We start from the raw sequence: 19102 nt of genomic DNA, 5'->3' as shown, positions 1-19102 counted from the left end.
CGGTAGTAGGCTCGCGCCGTTTGTTGACGGACATGTGTACCCCCTGATGGTGGGGGCGAGCTGGGGGAGGCCATGCGCTTTCGCGGGAAGTCCATCCGCCGGAAGATCGTGGCGCTGCTGCTCGTGCCGCTGCTGTCCCTGACGGCGATCTGGGCCTTCGCCACGGCGCTCACCGGACGCGAAGCCGTCCGCATGGTCGACGTCTCGTCCGTCGTGGAGAAGGTCGGCTACCCCGTGGAGGACACCGTCCGCGTCCTCCAGCAGGAGCGCCGCCAGACCCTCGTCCACCTGGCCGACCCGCGCGCCTCCGACGGCCTGGCCAACCTGGGGCGCAGCCGGGCCGCCACCGACGAGGCCGTCGCCGAGATCCGCCGGAACGCCGGGAACGCCGACGTCCGTGACGCGCTCGACCGCGGCGAGGACGAACGTCTCGCCGCCGTCCTGGACGCCTTCGACGGCATCGCGTCCCTGCGCCGCAGCGTCGACGACGGCACCGTCGACCGGGCCCAGGCGCTCACCCTGTACAACCGCCTGATCGACCCCTGCCACGTGCTGCTCGCCGGCCTCCACGTCGTGGACGACGTGGCCCTCGACAAGCAGTACCGGGCCCTCGTCAACCTCTCCCGCGCGCGCGAACTGCTCGCCCGCGAGGACGCCCTGCTCGGCTCCGCCCTGGTCACGGGCCGGCTCAGCGCCGCCGAGGTGCGGAAGGTCTCCGACCTCGCGGCGCAGCGCACCCTGATGTACGACATCAACCTGCCGGCCCTGCCCGCGTCCGAGCGCGGCCGCTACGCGCGCTTCTGGAAGAACGCCTCCTCCGCTCCGCTGCGCGTGGCCGAGGAGGCCGCCGTGTCCTCCGGGGCGGGCACCCCCGACGGCGTCACCGCCAAGAGCTGGGACACCGCCGCCGGAGACGTCCTCGACGAACTCGCCACCCTCGACGACCAGGCCGCCGACCGCTACCAGGACCGCGTCCGCCCGGTCGCCGTGGGCGTCATCGCCAAGGCGGTCGTCGCCGGCGTCCTCGGCCTGATCGCCCTGCTCCTCTCGCTGTTCCTGTCCGTGCGCATCGGCCGCGGCCTCATCCGCGACCTGCGCCAGCTCCGCCTGGAGGCGCACGAGGCGTCCGGTGTGCGCCTGCCCAGCGTGATGCGCCGTCTCTCGGCGGGCGAACAGGTCGACGTCGAGACCGAGGTGCCGCGTCTGGAGTACGACAAGAACGAGATCGGCGAGGTCGGGCAGGCGCTCAACACCCTCCAGCGCGCCGCCGTCGAGGCAGCCGTCAAACAGGCCGAACTCCGCTCCGGCGTCTCCGAGGTCTTCGTCAACCTCGCCCGCCGCAGCCAGGTGCTCCTGCACAAGCAGCTGACGCTGCTCGACACCATGGAGCGCCGCACCGAGGACACCGAGGAACTCGCCGACCTGTTCCGCCTGGACCACCTGACGACCCGTATGCGCCGGCACGCCGAGGGCCTGGTGATCCTCTCCGGCGCGGCGCCCTCCCGGCAGTGGCGCAAGCCCGTCCAGCTGATGGACGTGGTGCGGGCCGCCGTCGCCGAGGTCGAGGACTACGAGCGGATCGAGGTGCGCCGCCTGCCCCGGCTCGCCGTCACCGGGCCCGCCGTCGCCGACCTCACCCACCTCGTGGCCGAACTGCTGGAGAACGCCACGGTGTTCTCCCCGCCGCACACCGCCGTCCAGGTCCTGGGCGAGCGGGTCGCCAACGGCTTCACCCTGGAGATCCACGACCGGGGCCTGGGCATGACCGCCGACGCCCTGCTGGACGCGAACCTGCGCCTCGCCGAGACACCGGAGTTCGAGCTCTCCGACACCGACCGGCTCGGCCTGTTCGTCGTCAGCCGGCTCGCCCAGCGCCAGAACGTCCGTGTCTCGCTCCAGCCCTCCCCGTACGGCGGCACCACCGCGGTCGTCTTCATCCCGGACGCGCTGCTCACGGAGGACGCCCCGGACACCAACGGCGTCGGGTTCCGGCTCGACCGCCCCCAGCGGCCGCGGGACAACGAGCGGGAGGAGAGCCGCGGCTCCGCCCTCGCGCAGGTTCCCGTACAGCTTCCGGGACTGTCCGCCCCGGTGCTCGACGGGCCGGTGGAACTGGAACCCCCGGTGGACCTGGACGCGTTGGACGACCTGGACGACCTCCCGGGTGCGCTCAGGGACGAGGACGGTGGACACGGCGGGCTGTTCCACCCGCGCCGCACCCTCGCGCCGGCGGAGGGCGAGCCGTCCCGCCGCGGCCCCACCCATCGCCGGCCGGCGGGCCGGGGCGGACCGCGCCACCAGACGCCCGACGAGCGCGAGGAGACCCTCGGCGGCCCCGGCGGCGCCGACGATCCGGCCGCCCCGGTGCCGCTGCCCCGTCGCCGTACGCCCAAGCTGGTCAGCTCGCACGGGCGTCCCGTCGCCGACCGCGACCGGCACCACCCGGCGGACCGCCGCGCGAAGTCCGCGGAGCGGTCGTCGGCGGACGGGACGGGTCCGGCGTCACCGGATGCCGCCTCGCGGGACGCGGAACAGTCACCGGACGCGCTGCCGGCCCTCCCCAGGCGCACCCGACCGACCCCGCCGGCGCCGAGCGGACCGTCCGATCCCACCGCAACGGCCGACCCCACCGGACCCGCCGACCCCACCGGACCCGCCGGCTCCACCGGACCCGCCGATCCCGCGGGGGCCGCCGACCCCACCGGACCGGACGAGCCCGGTCCTCCCACGACGGGCACCGGAAGCGGCCCCCTGCCCCGCCGCGTGCGCCAGGCCAACCTGGCCCCCCAGCTCAAGCGGGCACCGGAGCGCGGGCGCGGCGGCGAGGAACCGGCCGGCCTCGCCGACCGCGACGCCGAGGAGGTGCGCAGCCGCATGGCCTCGCTCCAGCGGGGCTGGCAGCGGGGCCGCCGGGAGAACGCCACGACGGACGACGCCCCCGGCACCACGGCATCCGACACGGAACCGGGGACACGCTCCGCACCTCGACCACACGCACCACACGCACCACAAGGAACGACTAAGGGGGACGGTCGATGACCGCACCGAAGGCGACCGGTCACACCGCGAGCAACGACGGGGAACTCAACTGGCTCCTCGACGACCTGGTGGCCCGGGTCGCGAGCATCCGCAAGGCCGTCGTCCTCTCCGGCGACGGCCTGGCCACGGGGGCCTCGAAGGACCTGACCCGGGAGGACAGCGAGCACCTGGCCGCCGTCGCCTCCGGGTTCCACAGCCTCGCCAAGGGCGTGGGCCGCCACTTCGAGGCGGGCAATGTCCGGCAGACGGTCGTCGAACTCGACGACGCGTTCCTGTTCGTGACCGCCGCCGGGGACGGCAGCTGCCTCGCCGTCCTCTCGGACGCCGACTCGGACGTCGGCCAGGTCGCCTACGAGATGACCCTCCTCGTCAAGCGGGTCGGTGTGCACCTGGGCACCGCGCCGCGCACCGATCTGCCCTCGGGCGGGTAGTGGGATGACATGAGCCCAGACGGTCAGGGAAGAAACCACTGGTTCGACGACGAGGCGGGCCCCGTCGTCCGCCCGTACGCCATGACGCGGGGCCGCACCACCAGTGCGGCCCAGCACCGTCTCGACCTGATCGCGGTGGTCGTCACGGAGCCCGGGGCGGACGATCCGGAGGCCGACGCCTCGCTGTCCCCGGAACACGTCGACATCGTCGGGCTGTGCCGCGACACCCCGCAGTCGGTCGCCGAACTCGCCGCGGAACTCGACCTGCCGGTCGGCGTGGTGCGGGTGCTCGTCGGCGACCTGGTCGACGCGGAACTGGTCCACGTCAACCGGCCCGTCCCGCCGGCCGAACTGCCGGACGAGAGCATTCTGCGCGACGTGATCAACGGCCTCCGGGCGCTGTGAGCGACCGGGGCCGACGCACCGCCGGGACGCGCCGACGGCGGGCACGGGGGAACCACCAACCAACAGCAAGCAGGAGAAGAGACCGATGATCTTCGGGCGCTCCCAGCGCGGCAAGCCCCCGGTCGAGCCCGTCACGCTCAAGATCCTGGTGGCCGGCGGCTTCGGGGTGGGCAAGACCACCCTCGTCGGCGCGGTCAGCGAGATCCGGCCGCTGCGCACCGAGGAACTGCTCACCGAGGCCGGGCGGCCGGTCGACGACGTCAGCGGGGTCGAGGGCAAGCACACCACCACCGTGGCCATGGACTTCGGCCGCATCACGCTCCGCGAGGACCTGGTGCTCTACCTGTTCGGCACGCCCGGCCAGGAGCGGTTCTGGTTCATGTGGGACGAGCTGTCCGAGGGCGCGCTGGGCGCCGTCGTCCTGGCCGACACCCGCCGGCTGGAGGACTGCTTCGCCGCCGTCGACTACTTCGAACGCCGCGCCATCCCGTTCCTCGTCGGCGTCAACTGCTTCGAGGGCGCGGCCCGTTACCCGGCCGAGACCGTCCGGCAGGCCCTCGACCTCGACCCGGACGTACCCCTGCTGATGTGCGACGCCCGCGACCGCGAGTCGGTCAAGGAGATCCTCATCGGCGTCGTCCAGCACGCGATGGACGCCGCGGAGCACCGCCGCGCCGTCCCCACCTGACCCGTCCGCCGCGCCGCCCCCTCCGGCCACCTGCCGCACGCACACGGCCCGCACCCCCGCCGACCGGGGTACGGGCCGCGGTCCGGGACCGCCGGCACGCGCGCGGGCTAGTCCTCCTCGTCCACCACCCATCCGAAGCTCTTCTCCACGGCCCGGCGCCAGTTGGCGTACTCGCGCTCGCGCGCCGCGGCGTCCATGGCGGGCACCCACTCGACGTCCCGCCGCCAGTGCGCCTTCAGCTCGTCGAGGTCGTTCCACACCCCCGTGGCCAGCCCGGCGGCGTAGGCCGCGCCCAGGCACGTCGTCTCCGACACCTTCGGCCGGATCACGGGCACGCCGAGCACGTCCGCCTGGTGCTGCATCAGCAGGTGGTTCTTCGTCATGCCGCCGTCCACCTTCAGGGACGTGATCCGCACCCCCGAGTCCTGGTACATGGCGTCCACGACTTCGCGCGTCTGCCAGCTCGTCGCCTCCAGCACGGCGCGGGCGAGGTGCGCCTTCGTCACGTACCGGGTGAGTCCGGTGACGACGCCGCGCGCGTCCGACCGCCAGTAGGGGGCGAACAGCCCCGAGAACGCGGGGACGACGTACGCGCCGCCGTTGTCCGCCACGCTCGCCGCGAGCGGCTCGATCTCGTCGGCGGTACGGATGATGCCGAGCTGGTCGCGGAACCACTGCACCAGGGCGCCCGTGATGGCGATCGACCCCTCCAGGCAGTACACCGGAGCCTCGTCACCGATCCGGTAGCCCATCGTCGTCAGCAGGCCGTTCTTGGACGCCACCGGCCGGTTCCCGGTGTTGAGCAGCAGGAAGCTGCCGGTGCCGTACGTGTTCTTGGCCGAGCCCACGTCGTAGCAGGCCTGTCCGAAGACCGCCGCCTGCTGGTCGCCCAGAGCCGAGGCCACGGGCACTCCGGCGAGCTGGCCCACGGCCGTGCCGTAGACCTCGGCGGAGGACCTGATCTCCGGCAGCACGGCCTCGGGGACGTTCATCGCCGACAGGATCGCCGGGTCCCACTGGAGGGTCTGGAGGTTCATCAGCATGGTGCGCCCGGCGTTGGTCACGTCGGTGACGTGCCGTCCGCCGTCGGTGCCGCCGGTGAGGTTCCAGATGAGCCAGGAGTCGATGGTTCCGAAGGCGATCTCGCCGCGCTCGGCGCGGTCCCGGAGGCCGGGCACGTTGTCCAGCAGCCAGGCCGCCTTGGGCCCGGAGAAGTAGCTGGCCAGCGGCAGCCCGGTCGCCTCGCGGAACCGGTCCTGCCCGTCGCTGCCGCCCAGTTGGCGGCAGAGCGCCGCCGTCCGGGTGTCCTGCCAGACGATCGCGTTGTGCACCGGCTTGCCGGTCGCCCGGTCCCACAGGACCGTCGTCTCGCGCTGGTTGGTGATGCCGAGCGCGCTGAGCTGGCCCGCCCGCAGCCCGGCCTTCGCGAGCGCACCGGCGACCACGGCCTGCACCTTGGACCAGATCTCGGTGGCGTCGTGCTCCACCCAGCCGGGCTTGGGGAAGATCTGGCGGTGCTCGCGCTGGTCGACGGCGACCATCGCGCCGTCGTGGTCGAAGATGATGCAGCGGCTGGAGGTGGTGCCCTGGTCGATGGCGGCGACGTACTTCGCTGCGTGGTCCGTCATGGCTACCCCTTGGACTGGTGTGCGTGGACGTGGTCAGAAGGCCGCGTTGTAGATCAGGCCGGCGAGCCCGCCGCCGATCAGCGGCCCGACGACCGGGACCCAGGCGTAACCCCAGTCGGAGGTGCCCTTGTTCGGGATCGGCAGGAAGGTGTGCACGATGCGCGGGCCGAGGTCGCGCGCCGGGTTGATGGCGTAGCCGGTCGGCCCGCCGAGGGAGAGGCCGATGCCGACCACCAGCAGGGCGACGACCAGCACCAGGGTCCCGGACTCGCCGAGCCCCTCGGTCAGACCGAAGGCCAGGATCGGCAGCACCAGCCCGACGGTGGCGATGATCTCCGTGACCAGGTTGGCGACCGGGTTCCGGATCTCCGGGACGGTGGAGAAGACGCCCAGCGTCGGAACCGGTTCCTCCGCGGTGCCCTCCGTGGTGCCCGTCCTGCGCACGTTGGCCTGGAACTGCGCGAAGTAGGTGAGGTAGCACAGGACGGCACCGAGCATGGCGCCGACCATCTGGCCCAGCACGTACACCCAGACCTGCCCCCACTCACCGGTGTCCACGGCGATGCCGAGGGTGACCGCGGGGTTGAGATGTCCGCCGGACAGCGGCGCGGCCGTGTACGCGCCGGCCATCACTCCGAGCCCCCAGCCGAACGCGATCACCACCCATCCCGCGGCCCGGGCCTTGCTGTACCTGAGGGTGACGGCGGCGCAGACGCCCGCGCCGAACAGAATGAGGATCGCTGTACCGATGATCTCGCCGACGAAGATGTCTCCGTTGCTCATGGCGGCTCCTAGGCCCACGTGCGGGGTGCGTTTCCCATGGCGACTTCCACCGGAGGCAGGGAGGTGCCGCGCCCCGCCCGGCGTCCGTGACGAGCGTGCCGTCGCAGCCGAACCGCCCGTGGGGGAGAGTGCCGTGACACGGGAGAGCCCGCGCGGCGCAGTGCCGCAATGCACCGAGATGTACGGCGATGTCGACTGACACCGGAAGTGTTCCCCCGCGCTCAGGCACCGTCAAGGTCGCCGACGGCAACGTTTCCCACGACCCCGGCGCCCGACTCCGACGCCGCTCCCGACTACGACGCCGCTCCCTGCTCCGGCACCCGGGGCCCAACGACAACGCTGCTCCCTGCCCCGGTGCCCGGGGCCCGACCACAACGCCGTCCCCCGCCCCGAAGCTCAGCCCCGGCACGGCCAGGCCCTACGCCACGCCCCGTCCCGAAGCGGGGACCGCCTCCGGCGACGGCGCACCCCCGGACGGGCGGCCGGGAACGCCGGTCCCGCTCACCGCGAGCCCCACCCCGAGCCGACCCCGGACGCCGAGCCGCCGGCCGCCGCGGACGCCTGCGCCGGAGTCCGCGCCGCCCCCCGCCGCACCTCGTGCCCCGGCACCCCCGCCCGGCCGAGCACCCAACTCGTCCCCGCCAACGCCTTCGCGGCCTTCTTCAGCGGCGCCAGACAGGCCGCGGCCTGCCGGTGGTCCGAGACGCTCCCCGGCGCGCACACCACCGTAGCCAGGGACAGCGTCACCGGCCGCCCGCCCGCCGACCAGGGCGCGTCCAGCACGGCGGCGGCCAACGCGTCGAGCCCCTCGGGATCGGCGAACACCAGGAAGTCGTCACCGCCGATGTGCCCGACCCGCGCATCCCCGGACGCCGCCGCCTGCTGGAGCGCCCGCCCCACCGCCCGGATCAGCTCGTCGCCCGCGGCGAACCCGGCCCCGTCGTTGACCTGTTTGAAGTGATCGACGTCCAGCCAGCTCAGCGCGAAGCCGCGGCCGTCCGCGATCCGCCGGTCCACCTCCGCGGTGATCGCGTCCGAACCGGGCAGCCGGGTCAGCGGGTTGAGCCCCGCCGCCTCCTCCACCCGCGTCTCGGCCAGCGCCCGCACCAGGTCCGCCAGCCGTACGACCCCCACGCAGCGCCCGTAGGCGTCCACCACCGCGACGTCGTCCGAGGTCCGCTCCCGGCCGCCGACCGCCACCACGTCCAGCACCTGCCACGCCGTCGCGTCGACGCCCACCGTCCGCGGCGGGTCCCCGAGCCGCGCGGCGGGCCGGTCGGCGTACAGCGCGTGCCCGTACCGCCCGGACATCGACAGCAGGAAGCGGGACCGGTGCACCGACCGCACCGGCACCCCGGCCCGGTCCACGAGCAGCACTCCGGAGACCTCCGGCGCCCCGGTCAGCAGCGCCCGCACCTGACCCGCGGAAGCCGTCGCGGGCAACAGAGCGGCCGGCCGTACGAACTCCCGTACCGTCGGCCCCGACCGCGGCGCCGGAACCGGGCCGGGGGAGCGGGGCGGAACGTACACGTCCGCCGCGGGCAGCCGGGCCGGCGGCGCGAACAGCTCGCCCTGCGCCAGCTGCGCCCCCGCCGACCGCGCCGCCGCGCACTGCGACTCGGTCTCCACGCCCTCCACGGCCAGCAACGCCCCGAGCCCGTCGCACAGCGCCCGCATCGCCCGCACGGCGGCCGGCCGCGCCAGCAGCGACGCGTCGAGCTTCACCAGTTCCGGCGCCAGGTCCGTCAGCAGCCGCAGTGGTGCGTCCCCGTCGCCGACGCCGTCCGCGCAGATCCTGAAGCCCTGCTCGCGCAGCGCGGCCACCGCGTCCAGCAGCGCCTGCTGCGGCACGTGGGTGTAGGGCGGGCAGACGTCCAGCGTCACCTCCCAGGGCAGCCGCCCCGCCTCGCGGACCGCGTCGTGCAGCGACGGGAGCCCGCCGGAGTCGGCGAGGGTGCCCGCGAAGACGTTCAGGTGCAGCGGCAGCAGCGTCTCCTTGCGCGCCGCCGCGCGGACCGCCGACACCGCCAGCCTGCCGTCGAGTTCGGCGTCGCGACGCGCCTCGGCGAGGATGTCGCCGGTCTCCGGGCGGGCGAGTATCTCCAGCGCGACGACCCCGCCGGTCGTCAGGCCGACCACCGGTTGGAAGGCGAAGCGGAGATCATCCGTCCAGGAGCGCACGGGAGCATGATGGCGCCGCGGGGACCCGCCCTGGCCCAGTTCACGCGACGTTCACGCAGGATTCCCGCTCGATCACGGTACGTAGGCACTCCGGCCTGCCACACCGGCCACGCCCGCTTCCCCGGGAACACCCGCACCTGATAGATGCAGGAGACATGACACGTCTCTCCATCGCGGTCCGCGGACTGGTCACCGCACTCGCCGCCCTGCTCGCCGTGACCACCGCCCCCGCCACCGCCCAGGCGAAGACCGACCCCCGGGCACCCGAGGACTTCGTGGCCCTCGGCCGCCTCGCCCCGACGATCATCCAGGAGATGCGCTACACCACCCGCCACAACTTCGTGGGCGAACGCATCGACGGCTACCGCCAGCCCCTGTGCATCCTCACCCGCCCCGCCGCCGAGGCCCTCCGCACGGCCCAACACCGGCTGCTGCGCCAGGGCTACTCCCTCAAGGTGTACGACTGCTACCGGCCGCAGCGCGCCGTCGACCACTTCGTCCGCTGGGCCGAGGACCTCGACGACCAGGCGATGAAGGCCGAGTTCTACCCGAACGTCGACAAGACCCGCCTGTTCGCCGACGGTTACATCGCCGAGAAGTCCGGCCACAGCCGCGGCTCCACCGTGGACCTGACCATCGTCCGGCTCCCGGCGAAGCCCACCCGCCCGTACACCCCCGGCCAGGCCCTCGTGCCCTGCACCGCGCCCCAGGACGAGCGCTTCCCCGACAACTCCCTCGACATGGGAACAGGCTTCGACTGCTTCGACACCCTGTCCCACACCCTCGACCCGCGCATCCAGGGCGCACAGCGCGCCAACCGGCTGCTGCTCAAGAGCACCCTGGAAGCCGTCGGTTTCGTCAACCTCCCCGAGGAATGGTGGCACTTCACCTACAAGCCCGAGCCGTACCCGGACACCTACTTCGACTTCCCGGTGTCCGCCAGGTCGCTGACCCGGTGATCGGTCGCCGTCCCCGGGCCGGTGATCGCACGACACCACGGGCCGGTGATCGCACGACACCACCGACCCGGTGATCGGATACAGTCCGCCGCGTGTCCGATTCCCGAACCCCAGTCCCCGACTCCGCGCCGGGCAGCCACTGTTCGAGCTGCGGCACGCCCTACGGAGCGGGCGTCGTCGGCTGGCCCCGCACCTGCCCGGCATGCGGCACCGTCGCCTACCGCAACCCGCTGCCGGTCGCGGTGGCCCTCCAGCCCGCGTACGACACACAGGGCACCGCCCTGGTCGTCATCACCCGGGCGATCGCCCCCGCGCGCGGCGGCACGGCCCTGCCCGGCGGCTACATCGACAACCGCGAGGACTGGCGGAAGGCCGTCGTCCGCGAGCTGAAGGAGGAGACGGGCATCGACGCGGCGGCCCGCGACGTACGGCTCGTGGACGCCATGAGCTCACCCGACGGGCACCTGCTGCTGTTCGGCCTGCTCCCCGAACGGCCGGCCGAGAGCCTCCCGCCCCCGGCCGCCACGGACGAGACCGAGGGCCGGCACCTCCTGCGCCGGCCCATGGAACTCGCCTTCCCCCTGCACACCCTCGCGGTACGGGCCTGGTTCGAGGGCCGGTACCTCTAAGGCGGCCCTGCGTCGGCTAGACCGGCCCCGTGTCCGCCGCCCCCCGCACCCGCACCGGATACGGCGGCTCGCTCGCCGCGTCCGCGTCCTCCCGCTCCACCACCACCCGCCGGCCCGCCCAACGGGCCACGTACCGCTCGATCGGCGGCTCCTCCCAGCCGTCGCCCCCGTCCGGCACCACCAGCCCGCCCCCGGTCCGCCCGCGGGCGGGCGCCCACACCTCCAGCTCCACACCACCGTCGGTGCCGAGCACCGGCAGCACCGCGCCCGCGCGCGCGAACACCGGAATCCGCGACAGGGGAGCCTCGACCAGCACCTGCCCCGGCCCCTGGTACGCCGCACCCGTCGCCGTGTCGTACCACCGCCCCCGCGGCAGCTGCACCGCCCGCCGGTCCGCCCCGGGACCCAGGACCGGCGCCACCAGCAGCGCGTCACCCAGCAGGAACGCGTCCTCGCAGTCCCGCAGCGCCCGGTCCTCCGGAGCCGACCACCACAGCGGACGCACATAGGGCGCCCCGGTCCGCCGCGCCAGGTGCGCCAGCGTCACGAAGTACGGCAGCAGCCGGCGACGCTCCAGCAGCGCCACGCGCGCGTGCCGCAGCACCTCCTCACCGAACTCCCACGGCTCCCGGCGCCCCGCCCGCTCACTCGCGTGCGTGCGGAACAGCGGCAGATACGCGCCGAGCTGGAACCACCGCAGGTACAGCTCCGGCGACGGACTGCCGTCGAAGCCCCCCACGTCCGGCCCCGAGTACGGCACCCCGCACAACCCCAGGCCCAGCACCAGCGCCAGCGACGCCCGCAGCCCCGGCCAGCCCGTGGCCACGTCCCCCGACCAGGTACCGCCGTAGCGCTGCATCCCCGCCCATCCCGAGCGCGAGAACAGAAACGGCCGCTCCTGCGGAACCAGTTTCCGCAGCCCCTCGTACCCCGCCCTGGCCATGCACAGCGCGTACACGTTGTGCGCCTCGCGATGGTCGCCGCCGCGTCCCTCCAGCGCGTGCCGGGCCGACCGCGGCAACGTCGTCTCGCCGAACGCGGCGAACGACGTCGGCTCGTTCATGTCGTGCCAGAACCCCGCGAACCCCCGCGCCAGCCGCTCCTCGTAGAGCCCGCCCCACCACTCACGCACACGCGCGTGCGTGAAATCCGGGAAGACCGCGTCCCCCGGCCACACCACCCCGCGCACCACCCGCCCCGCCGCGTCCCGCACGAACGCGTCCTCGGCCCTCCCGCCGTCGAACACCGCGTTGCCGGGAACGGCGGGCACCGCCGGATCGACGATCGACACCAGCCGCGTCCCGTCCCGCCGCAGCTCCTCGGCCAGCTGCGGCAGCTTCGGGAACCGCTCCTCGTCCACCGTGAACACCTGGTGAGCGTCGTAGTGGTCGATGTCCAGGTGCACGGCGTCCAGCGGCAGCCCGCGCTCCTGGTAGCCCGCGACGATCCGCCGGACCTCCTCCTCGCCGCCGAACCCCCACCGGGCGTGCTGGTGACCCAGCGCCCACGCGGGCGGCAGCGCCGGCGCCCCGGTCAGCGACACCCAGGCAAGCAGCACCCGCGCGGGAGTGCCCACCATCACCCAGCACCGCAGCGGCCCCCCGTCCATCCGCAGCGCACTCGTCCCCGGCCGGTCGTGCCCCGACCCGGCGCCCTCCTCACCCTCCCGCACCGTCACCGTGCCGTCCCACGAGCTGTCGTGGAACGCCAGGTGCGTTCCGGCGTCGGCCACCACCATCTGCACCGGCATCGTGATGTACAGCGGATCGTCGCCCGGAGCGAAGGCCCGCCCCGGATCGGTGTTCCACAGCCGGTACGCGCCGTCCCGCAGCCGCGGCCCCGACGCCCGCCCCCCGAGCCCGAAGAACCGCGCGTCCGCCGCCACCTCCGAGCGCACCATCCACCGCGCCGGACCACCCCCGGCCGGCGCCCACCAGCGGGGCGGCAGATCCCGGCGCAGCGTCACCCCGCCCGGAGTGCGCACCTCGATCGCGCCGTGCCGCGAGACGGCCACCGTGACCCGCTCGGCCACCACCCGCCAGCCGCCCTCCTTGTCCGGCTCCAGCACCGCCCGCGGGTCCGGCTCCGGACACCGCCCCGCCAGCGCGTACGACGGCTCCGGTTCCGCACCGTCCCACCCCCAGAAGACGGCCCCGTTCACCGCGACCAGCACCCGCAGCGCGGAGCGGTCGAACCGGATGACGCCCCCACCGGGCCCGTACTCCACCTCCCGGACCGCCCCCGGCACCCGGGCCCGCTCCGCCCCCCGCGCCGGCAGCGCCACGGCATCGGCACGCCGCCGACGCCACGCCGCCCGCACGGTACGCAACCCCTGCGACGCCCCCACCGAACCGACCGCCTTCACCGAACGCACCAGGTCACGACCGTCCATGCAGCTCAGCCTGCCACCGACCAGCATCCGCGCGGGCCTCGTTCAACTGCCGTTCACCCGTGCCGGGGCCACATCTTCACGACACGGACTATGTGCGGTGCACCCTGGTGTACAAGTCGATCACATGGCATCGTCCGTGTCAGCCGCGTCACGCGCACACCCCAGCCCGTGCGCGGAGGACGCACACGACGCGCACAGTCCGGGAGCCGCCCATGTCGACCGTGAACCCCCAGCCGCTCTGGCAGCCGGATCCGCACCGCATCGCGCGAGCCCGGATCACCGCCTTCCAGTCCTGGGCCGCCGAACACCACGGCGCCCCCGCCGACGGCGGATACCCGGCGCTCCACCGCTGGTCCGTCGACGACCTGGACACCTTCTGGGCAGCGGTCACCGAGTGGTTCGACGTCCGCTTCTCCGCCCCGTACACGCGCGTGCTCGGCGAACGAGCCATGCCCGGCGCGCAGTGGTTCCCCGGCGCCACCCTGAACTACGCCGAGCACGCCCTGCGCGCGGCGGCCACCCGCGCCGGCGAACCGGCCCTGCTGTACGTCGACGAGACCCACGAACCGAGCCCCGTCACCTGGGCCGAGCTGCACCGCCAGGTCGGCTCGCTCGCCGCGGAACTGCGCAACCTCGGCGTACGCCCCGGAGACCGCGTCAGCGGCTACCTCCCGAACATCCCGCAGGCCGTGACCGCCCTCCTCGCCACCGCCGCCGTCGGCGCCGTCTGGACCTCCTGCGCCCCCGACTTCGGCGCCCGCAGCGTCCTGGACCGCTTCCAGCAGGTCGAACCCGTCGTCCTGTTCACCGTCGACGGCTACCGCTACGGCGGCAAGGAACACGACCGCCGCGACACCGTCGCCGAACTCCGCCGCGAGCTGCCCACCCTGCGCGCCGTCGTCCACATCCCGCTCCTCGGCACCGACACCCCCGAGGGCGCGCTCGACTGGGACACGCTGACGGCCTCCGACACAGATCCCGTCTTCGAGCAGGTCCCCTTCGACCACCCCCTGTGGGTGCTCTACTCCTCCGGCACCACCGGCCTGCCCAAGGCGATCGTCCAGTCCCAGGGCGGCATCCTCGTCGAACACCTCAAGCAGCTCGGCCTGCACTGCGACCTCGGCCCCGAGGACCGCTTCTTCTGGTACACCTCGACCGGCTGGATGATGTGGAACTTCCTCGTCTCCGGCCTGCTCACCGGCACCACGATCGTCCTCTACGACGGCAGCCCCGGCCACCCCGACACCGCGGCGCAGTGGCGCGTCGCCGAGCGCACCGGCGCCACCCTCTTCGGCACCTCCGCCGCCTACGTCATGGCCTGCCGCAAGGCCGAGGTCCACCCCGGCCGCGACTTCGACCTCTCCCGGGTCCGGTGCGTCGCCACCACGGGCTCGCCGCTCCCGCCCGACGGCTTCCGCTGGCTGCACGACGAGGTCCGCGACGACCTGTGGATCGCCTCCGTCAGCGGCGGCACGGACGTGTGCTCCTGCTTCGCCGGGGCCGTCCCCACCCTCCCCGTGTACATCGGCGAACTCCAGGCCCCCTGCCTCGGCACCGACCTGCAGTCCTGGGACCCGGCCGGCAAGCCCCTGACCGACGAGGTCGGCGAGCTGGTCGTCACCAACCCCATGCCGTCGATGCCGATCCGCTTCTGGAACGACCCCGACGGCAGCCGCTACCACGACAGCTACTTCGACACCTACCCCGGCGTCTGGCGGCACGGCGACTGGATCACCGTCACCTCCCGCGGCTCCGTCGTCATCCACGGCCGCTCCGACTCCACCCTGAACCGCCAGGGCGTCCGCATGGGCTCGGCCGACATCTACGAGGCCGTCGAACGGCTCCCCGAGATCAAGGAATCACTCGTCATCGGCGTCGAACAGCCCGACGGCGGCTACTGGATGCCCCTGTTCGTCCACCTCGTCCCCGGCGCCGTCCTGGACGACACCCTCAGGACCGCCATCAAGCAGGCCATCCGCGAACAGCTCTCACCACGCCACGTCCCCGACGAGATCATCCAGGTCCCCGGCGTCCCGCACACCCTCACCGGCAAGCGCATCGAGGTCCCGGTCAAACGCCTCCTCCAGGGCACCCCGCTGGAGAAGGCCGTCAACCCCGGCTCCATCGACGACCTCGACCTCCTGTACTTCTACGAGGACCTCGCCCGCAAACGCGCCTGACCCACCTGCCCCGCACGGCCCGGCCGACGCACCGTCGGCCGGGCCGTTGTCAGTGCCGCCGATTACTGTGAGTGAGCATCGATCACCGCGCACAGGGGGAAAAGACACATGGCGCACACCGACCAGACCATGCGACGCGTCCTGCGCCGCGAAATCGCCGGCACCCTCGGCCTCCTCACCGACGAGCACGACTTCCGCGCCATGCGGCGCTACCGCAGCTTCACCTTCGACGACCACCCGGCCTATCTGCGGCAGGTGGAAGCGCTCCTGAGGACCCGCGCCGCCCAGGGCACCCACACCACGATCGCCCTCTTCGACCCCGAGGAGTACGCCGCTTACTGCTCGGCCACGGGCATCGACCCCGACAACCCCTCCAGCCGCGCCCGCTTCACCGCGGAACTGGCCGCCACCGGCCCCACCGTCCCCTACGACGGCCGGCCCCTGGCCGCCCTCCTCCCCACCCTCATCGACGAAGCCGTCCGCCAGGCCACCTGGGAGTACGCCACCACGCTCCTGGCCCGCCTCGGCAACTGCGCCCTGTGCGGCGAGGACATCGGCCGCGCCGCCTTCACCCGCGCCTCCGCCCTTCTGACCCGCATCCTCGACACGGCACCTCCCGGCAACCGCCACCTGGTGTGCAGCGTCTCCGGCACACCGGAGCCGCTCGTCTCCGTCCTCCACGCCGACGACGACCGGGACGCCACCGCAGACCTGGACGAGGCCGAGGCCCTGGAGTTCACCAGCGTCCTGGCCCTCGGTCTGGCCACCCACAGCCCCGGCGGCCTCGTCATGCGCACCAGCACCGCGGGCACCACCGACCGCATCTACGGCTGGCGTCTGCGCGGCTACGGCCTCGAACCCCTCACCGCCGGCGAGGTCTTCGACGCCTACTGCACCGACGTCGACACCGGCGACCTCATCGCCCCGGAATCCCACGTGGACTACTGCACGCCCCCCGACCTCGGCGACGACCGTCCGGATACGGGGCACGGGCACTGAACGCAGGAGGGGCGCCCCACCCGCGAACCGCGGGCGAAGCGCCCCTCCAGGACCGGACCGGCAGCGGCCCCGTCCGGCTACTCGCCGGACAGCACCGCCTGAGCCGCGTTCCGCGCGTCCTCGGCGCTGTCCGCGGCCCGAGCGGCAGCCGCCGCCCGCTCGCACTGCGCGAGCGTGAACTTCGCCAGCGTCGCCCGCACGTAGGGGATCGACGCCGCACCCATCGAGAGGGAGGTGACACCCAGACCCGTCAGCACACACGCCAGCAGTGGGTCGGACGCGGCCTCACCGCAGACGCCACAGCTCTTGCCCTCCGCCTTCGCCGCCTCGGCGGACAGCGCGACCAGATCAAGCAGCGCGGGCTGCCACGGGTCCTGCAACCGGGACACCGCACCCACCTGCCGGTCCGCGGCGAACGTGTACTGCGCCAGGTCGTTCGTGCCCAGCGACAGGAACTCGACCTCCTGGAGCACCGAGCGGGCCCGCAGCGCGGCCGACGGAATCTCCACCATCGCACCGAACTTCGCCCGCAGCCCCGCCGCCCGGCAGGCGTCCGCGAAGGCCTTGGCATCGGCCCGGTCCGCCACCATCGGGGCCATCACCTCGAGGTACACCGGCAGCCCCTCCGACGCCTTCGCCAGCGCCGACAGCTGGGTGCGCAGCACCTCCGGGTGGTCGAGCAGCGTCCGCAGCCCACGCACGCCGAGCGCCGGGTTCGGCTCGTCGGCGGGGGTCAGGAAGTCCAGCGGCTTGTCCGCACCCGCGTCCAGGACCCGGACCACGACGCGGCCCTCGGGGAACGCCTCCAGCACCTGCCGGTAGGCGGCGACCTGCTTCTCCTCGGACGGCGCGTTCTTGTCGTCGTCCAGGAACAGGAACTCGGTACGGAACAGACCCACGCCCTCCGCACCGGCCTCCACGGCGGCGGCCACGTCCGCGGGCCCGCCGATGTTGGCCAGCAGCGGCACCTTGTGCCCGTCCGAGGTCGCCCCCGGGCCGGTCGCGGCGGCCAGCGCCGCCTTCCGCTCGGCGGCCTGCGCCTCCAGCCGGGCCTTCCGCTCCGCGCTCGGGTTCACGAAGATCTCGCCCGTGCTGCCGTCCACGGCGATCATCGTGCCCTCGGGCAGCTCACCGGCGCCCGGCAGCGCCACCACGGCCGGCACCCCGAGCGCCCGGGCCAGAATCGCGCTGTGGCTGGTCGGCCCGCCCTCCTCGGTCACGAAACCGAGCACGAGAGCCGGGTCCAGCAGCGCGGTGTCGGCCGGCGCCAGGTCACGCGCGATGAGGACGTACGGCTCGTCGCTGTCCGGAACACCCGGCATCGGCACACCGAGCAGCCGGGCGACGATCCGGTTCCGCACGTCGTCGAGGTCGGCGACCCGGCCCGCGAGGTACTCCCCGGCACCGGCCAGCAGGGCCCGGTACGCGGCGAACGCGTCGTACACCGCGCGCTCGGCCGTGCTGCCCACGGCGATCCGTCGCTCCACGTCCGCCATCAGCTCGGGGTCCTGCGCCATCATGGCCTGGGCCTCGAGCACGGCCTGGGCCTCGCCGCCCGCCAGGTTGCCGCGCGCCATCAGGTCGGCCGCCACAGCCTCCACGGCCTTGCGAGCACGCCCCTGCTCGCGCTCCGCTTCCTCCGCAGGGATCTGCTTGGCCGGCGGCTCGAGCACCGCCGTCCCCATGTGCCGAACCTCGCCGATCGCCACCCCGTGGCTCACGCCGACGCCTCGCAGCGTTGTCTCCATCTCACCCGTCTCCGATAGTGCGGCGGGTCCCGCCGCCGCGATGGTTGTCCTGCCAGCCGTCGTACGACGGCACCGACGTCACAGAGAAGACGTCACTGTCACAGAGAGGACGTTCACTGCCAGAGAAAGAGACTCTCGCCGGCCTTCACGTCACCGCTCTCGCGCAGCTCGGAGAGCGCGTCGGCGGTGGCTTCGAGCGCGACGACGGGACAGACCGGGGACTTTCCGGCCGCCTCGACGTCGGCCGGGCTCCAACGCACGACGGCCTGTCCGCGCACGACGGTGTCGCCCTTGTTGACGAGCAGCTCGAACCCCTCGCCGTTGAGCTGCACGGTGTCGATCCCGAGGTGCGTCAGCACACCGTGACCGTTCTCGTCGACCACGACGAAGGCGTGCGGGTGCAGCGAGACGATGACCCCGTCAATGGGAGAGACGGCCTCGGAGGGCTCACGCACAGGGTCGATCGCGGTGCCCGGGCCGACCATGGCCCCGGAGAAGACCGGATCGGGCACGGCGGCCAGTCCGATGGCGCGTCCTGCGAGCGGGGACGTCACGGTGGTCATGGGAAGCCTCCCAGTGATGGAGAGTCGTACGGGCCGCCACTGCCTGTCCCGGACGGCACGTTGGGCAGCAGCGTATGTCATAGGAAGTACCGGTTCCGCACGATGGTACCGGTAAGAGGTCTAGACCACGCTCGCCCTCGATTTGCACCGGTTCCGAGGGCCCGTGTACAGTCGTAGATCCTGCTCGGGGGTGAGCGGCGTGAGCAAGCGCCCCAGCCCGGCAGCATCCAACTCATCGGATCCTACTCTTCGGATCCCCTTCCGCATGCCTGCGGGAGGGTGGTCAGAAGGACCTGGAAATCCTGATAGAGTCGGAAACACCGAAGGGAAGCGCCCGGAGGAAAGCCGCGAGAGAGTCTCTCGGGTGAGTACGAAGGAAGCCTCCGTTCCTTGAGAACTCAACAGCGTGCCAAAAGTCAACGCCAGATATGTTGATACCCCGTCTCTCCCATCCGGGAGGACGAGGTTCCTTTGAAA

Annotated in this window: 14 protein-coding genes; 8 read left to right on the top strand and 6 right to left on the bottom strand. The window is 73.1% G+C overall.

Annotated features, from left to right (window positions below; genetic code table 11):
• Positions 1-72 precede the first annotated feature (72 nt).
• The 4 genes from ACZ45Q_RS18080 to ACZ45Q_RS18065 all read left to right on the top strand — a co-directional run bounded on the left by ACZ45Q_RS18080 (position 73) and on the right by ACZ45Q_RS18065 (position 4563).
• Entirely contained in the window at positions 73-3039 is a 2967-nt protein-coding gene (locus tag ACZ45Q_RS18080; protein WP_468261873.1) for a nitrate- and nitrite sensing domain-containing protein, read from the top strand.
• Positions 3036-3470: a roadblock/LC7 domain-containing protein gene (locus tag ACZ45Q_RS18075; RefSeq protein ID WP_468261870.1), complete on the top strand. Its 435-nt coding sequence runs from the start codon at positions 3036-3038 to the stop codon at positions 3468-3470. Before ACZ45Q_RS18080 ends, ACZ45Q_RS18075 begins: the two co-directional genes overlap by 4 nt.
• 9 nt (positions 3471-3479) lie before the next feature.
• Positions 3480-3875, top strand: coding sequence for a DUF742 domain-containing protein (locus ACZ45Q_RS18070; RefSeq protein WP_468261868.1), 396 nt, complete (start codon positions 3480-3482; stop codon positions 3873-3875).
• Positions 3876-3960: 85 nt separating this feature from the next.
• Positions 3961-4563 carry a GTP-binding protein gene (locus ACZ45Q_RS18065; protein ID WP_468261865.1) on the top strand — a complete coding sequence of 201 codons (603 nt, stop codon included), beginning with the start codon at positions 3961-3963 and terminating at the stop codon, positions 4561-4563.
• Between the two features lie 107 nt (positions 4564-4670).
• On the opposite strand, the gene glpK is transcribed toward ACZ45Q_RS18065, so the two are convergent.
• The 3 genes from glpK to ACZ45Q_RS18050 all read right to left on the bottom strand — a co-directional run bounded on the left by glpK (position 4671) and on the right by ACZ45Q_RS18050 (position 9155).
• Positions 4671-6191, bottom strand: a complete 1521-nt coding sequence (gene glpK / locus ACZ45Q_RS18060; RefSeq protein WP_468261863.1) for a glycerol kinase GlpK — start codon at positions 6189-6191, stop codon at positions 4671-4673.
• Positions 6192-6224: 33 nt separating this feature from the next.
• On the bottom strand, positions 6225-6974 hold the full coding sequence (locus ACZ45Q_RS18055) for an MIP/aquaporin family protein (RefSeq protein WP_468261861.1): 750 nt from the start codon (positions 6972-6974) through the stop codon (positions 6225-6227).
• Between the two features lie 501 nt (positions 6975-7475).
• On the bottom strand, positions 7476-9155 hold the full coding sequence (locus ACZ45Q_RS18050; protein ID WP_468261858.1) for an EAL domain-containing protein: 1680 nt from the start codon (positions 9153-9155) through the stop codon (positions 7476-7478).
• A gap of 155 nt (positions 9156-9310) precedes the next feature.
• Between ACZ45Q_RS18050 and ACZ45Q_RS18045 the strand changes: the two genes are divergently transcribed.
• Entirely contained in the window at positions 9311-10114 is an 804-nt protein-coding gene (locus ACZ45Q_RS18045; protein WP_468261856.1) for a M15 family metallopeptidase, read from the top strand.
• Positions 10115-10206: 92 nt separating this feature from the next.
• Positions 10207-10743: an NUDIX domain-containing protein gene (locus ACZ45Q_RS18040; protein ID WP_468261853.1), complete on the top strand. Its 537-nt coding sequence runs from the start codon at positions 10207-10209 to the stop codon at positions 10741-10743.
• A 16-nt stretch (positions 10744-10759) separates the two neighbouring features.
• Here ACZ45Q_RS18040 and ACZ45Q_RS18035 read toward each other — a convergent pair whose 3' ends face one another.
• Complete coding sequence (locus ACZ45Q_RS18035) at positions 10760-13135, bottom strand: glycoside hydrolase family 31 protein (protein WP_468261850.1); 2376 nt, start codon at positions 13133-13135, stop codon at positions 10760-10762.
• Positions 13136-13347: 212 nt separating this feature from the next.
• On the opposite strand from ACZ45Q_RS18035, the gene ACZ45Q_RS18030 reads away from it, so the two are divergent.
• Entirely contained in the window at positions 13348-15315 is a 1968-nt protein-coding gene (locus ACZ45Q_RS18030) for an acetoacetate--CoA ligase (protein WP_468261847.1), read from the top strand.
• A 108-nt stretch (positions 15316-15423) separates the two neighbouring features.
• Positions 15424-16314, top strand: a complete 891-nt coding sequence (locus tag ACZ45Q_RS18025; RefSeq protein ID WP_468261845.1) for a hypothetical protein — start codon at positions 15424-15426, stop codon at positions 16312-16314.
• 77 nt (positions 16315-16391) lie between these two features.
• Here the strand turns inward: ACZ45Q_RS18025 and ptsP are convergent, their stop codons facing one another.
• Together ptsP and ACZ45Q_RS18015 are read right to left on the bottom strand one after the other, a co-directional pair.
• A complete protein-coding gene (gene ptsP, locus ACZ45Q_RS18020) occupies positions 16392-18062 on the bottom strand; it encodes a phosphoenolpyruvate--protein phosphotransferase (RefSeq protein WP_468261842.1) in 1671 nt (556 codons plus the stop codon).
• 113 nt (positions 18063-18175) lie between these two features.
• On the bottom strand, positions 18176-18625 hold the full coding sequence (locus ACZ45Q_RS18015; protein ID WP_468261839.1) for a PTS sugar transporter subunit IIA: 450 nt from the start codon (positions 18623-18625) through the stop codon (positions 18176-18178).
• Between the last annotated feature and the right edge of the window lie 477 nt (positions 18626-19102).

This window comes from Streptomyces sp. NPDC031049 (assembly GCF_055571015.1).
This window is presented reverse-complemented; position numbering and strand designations above follow the sequence as displayed.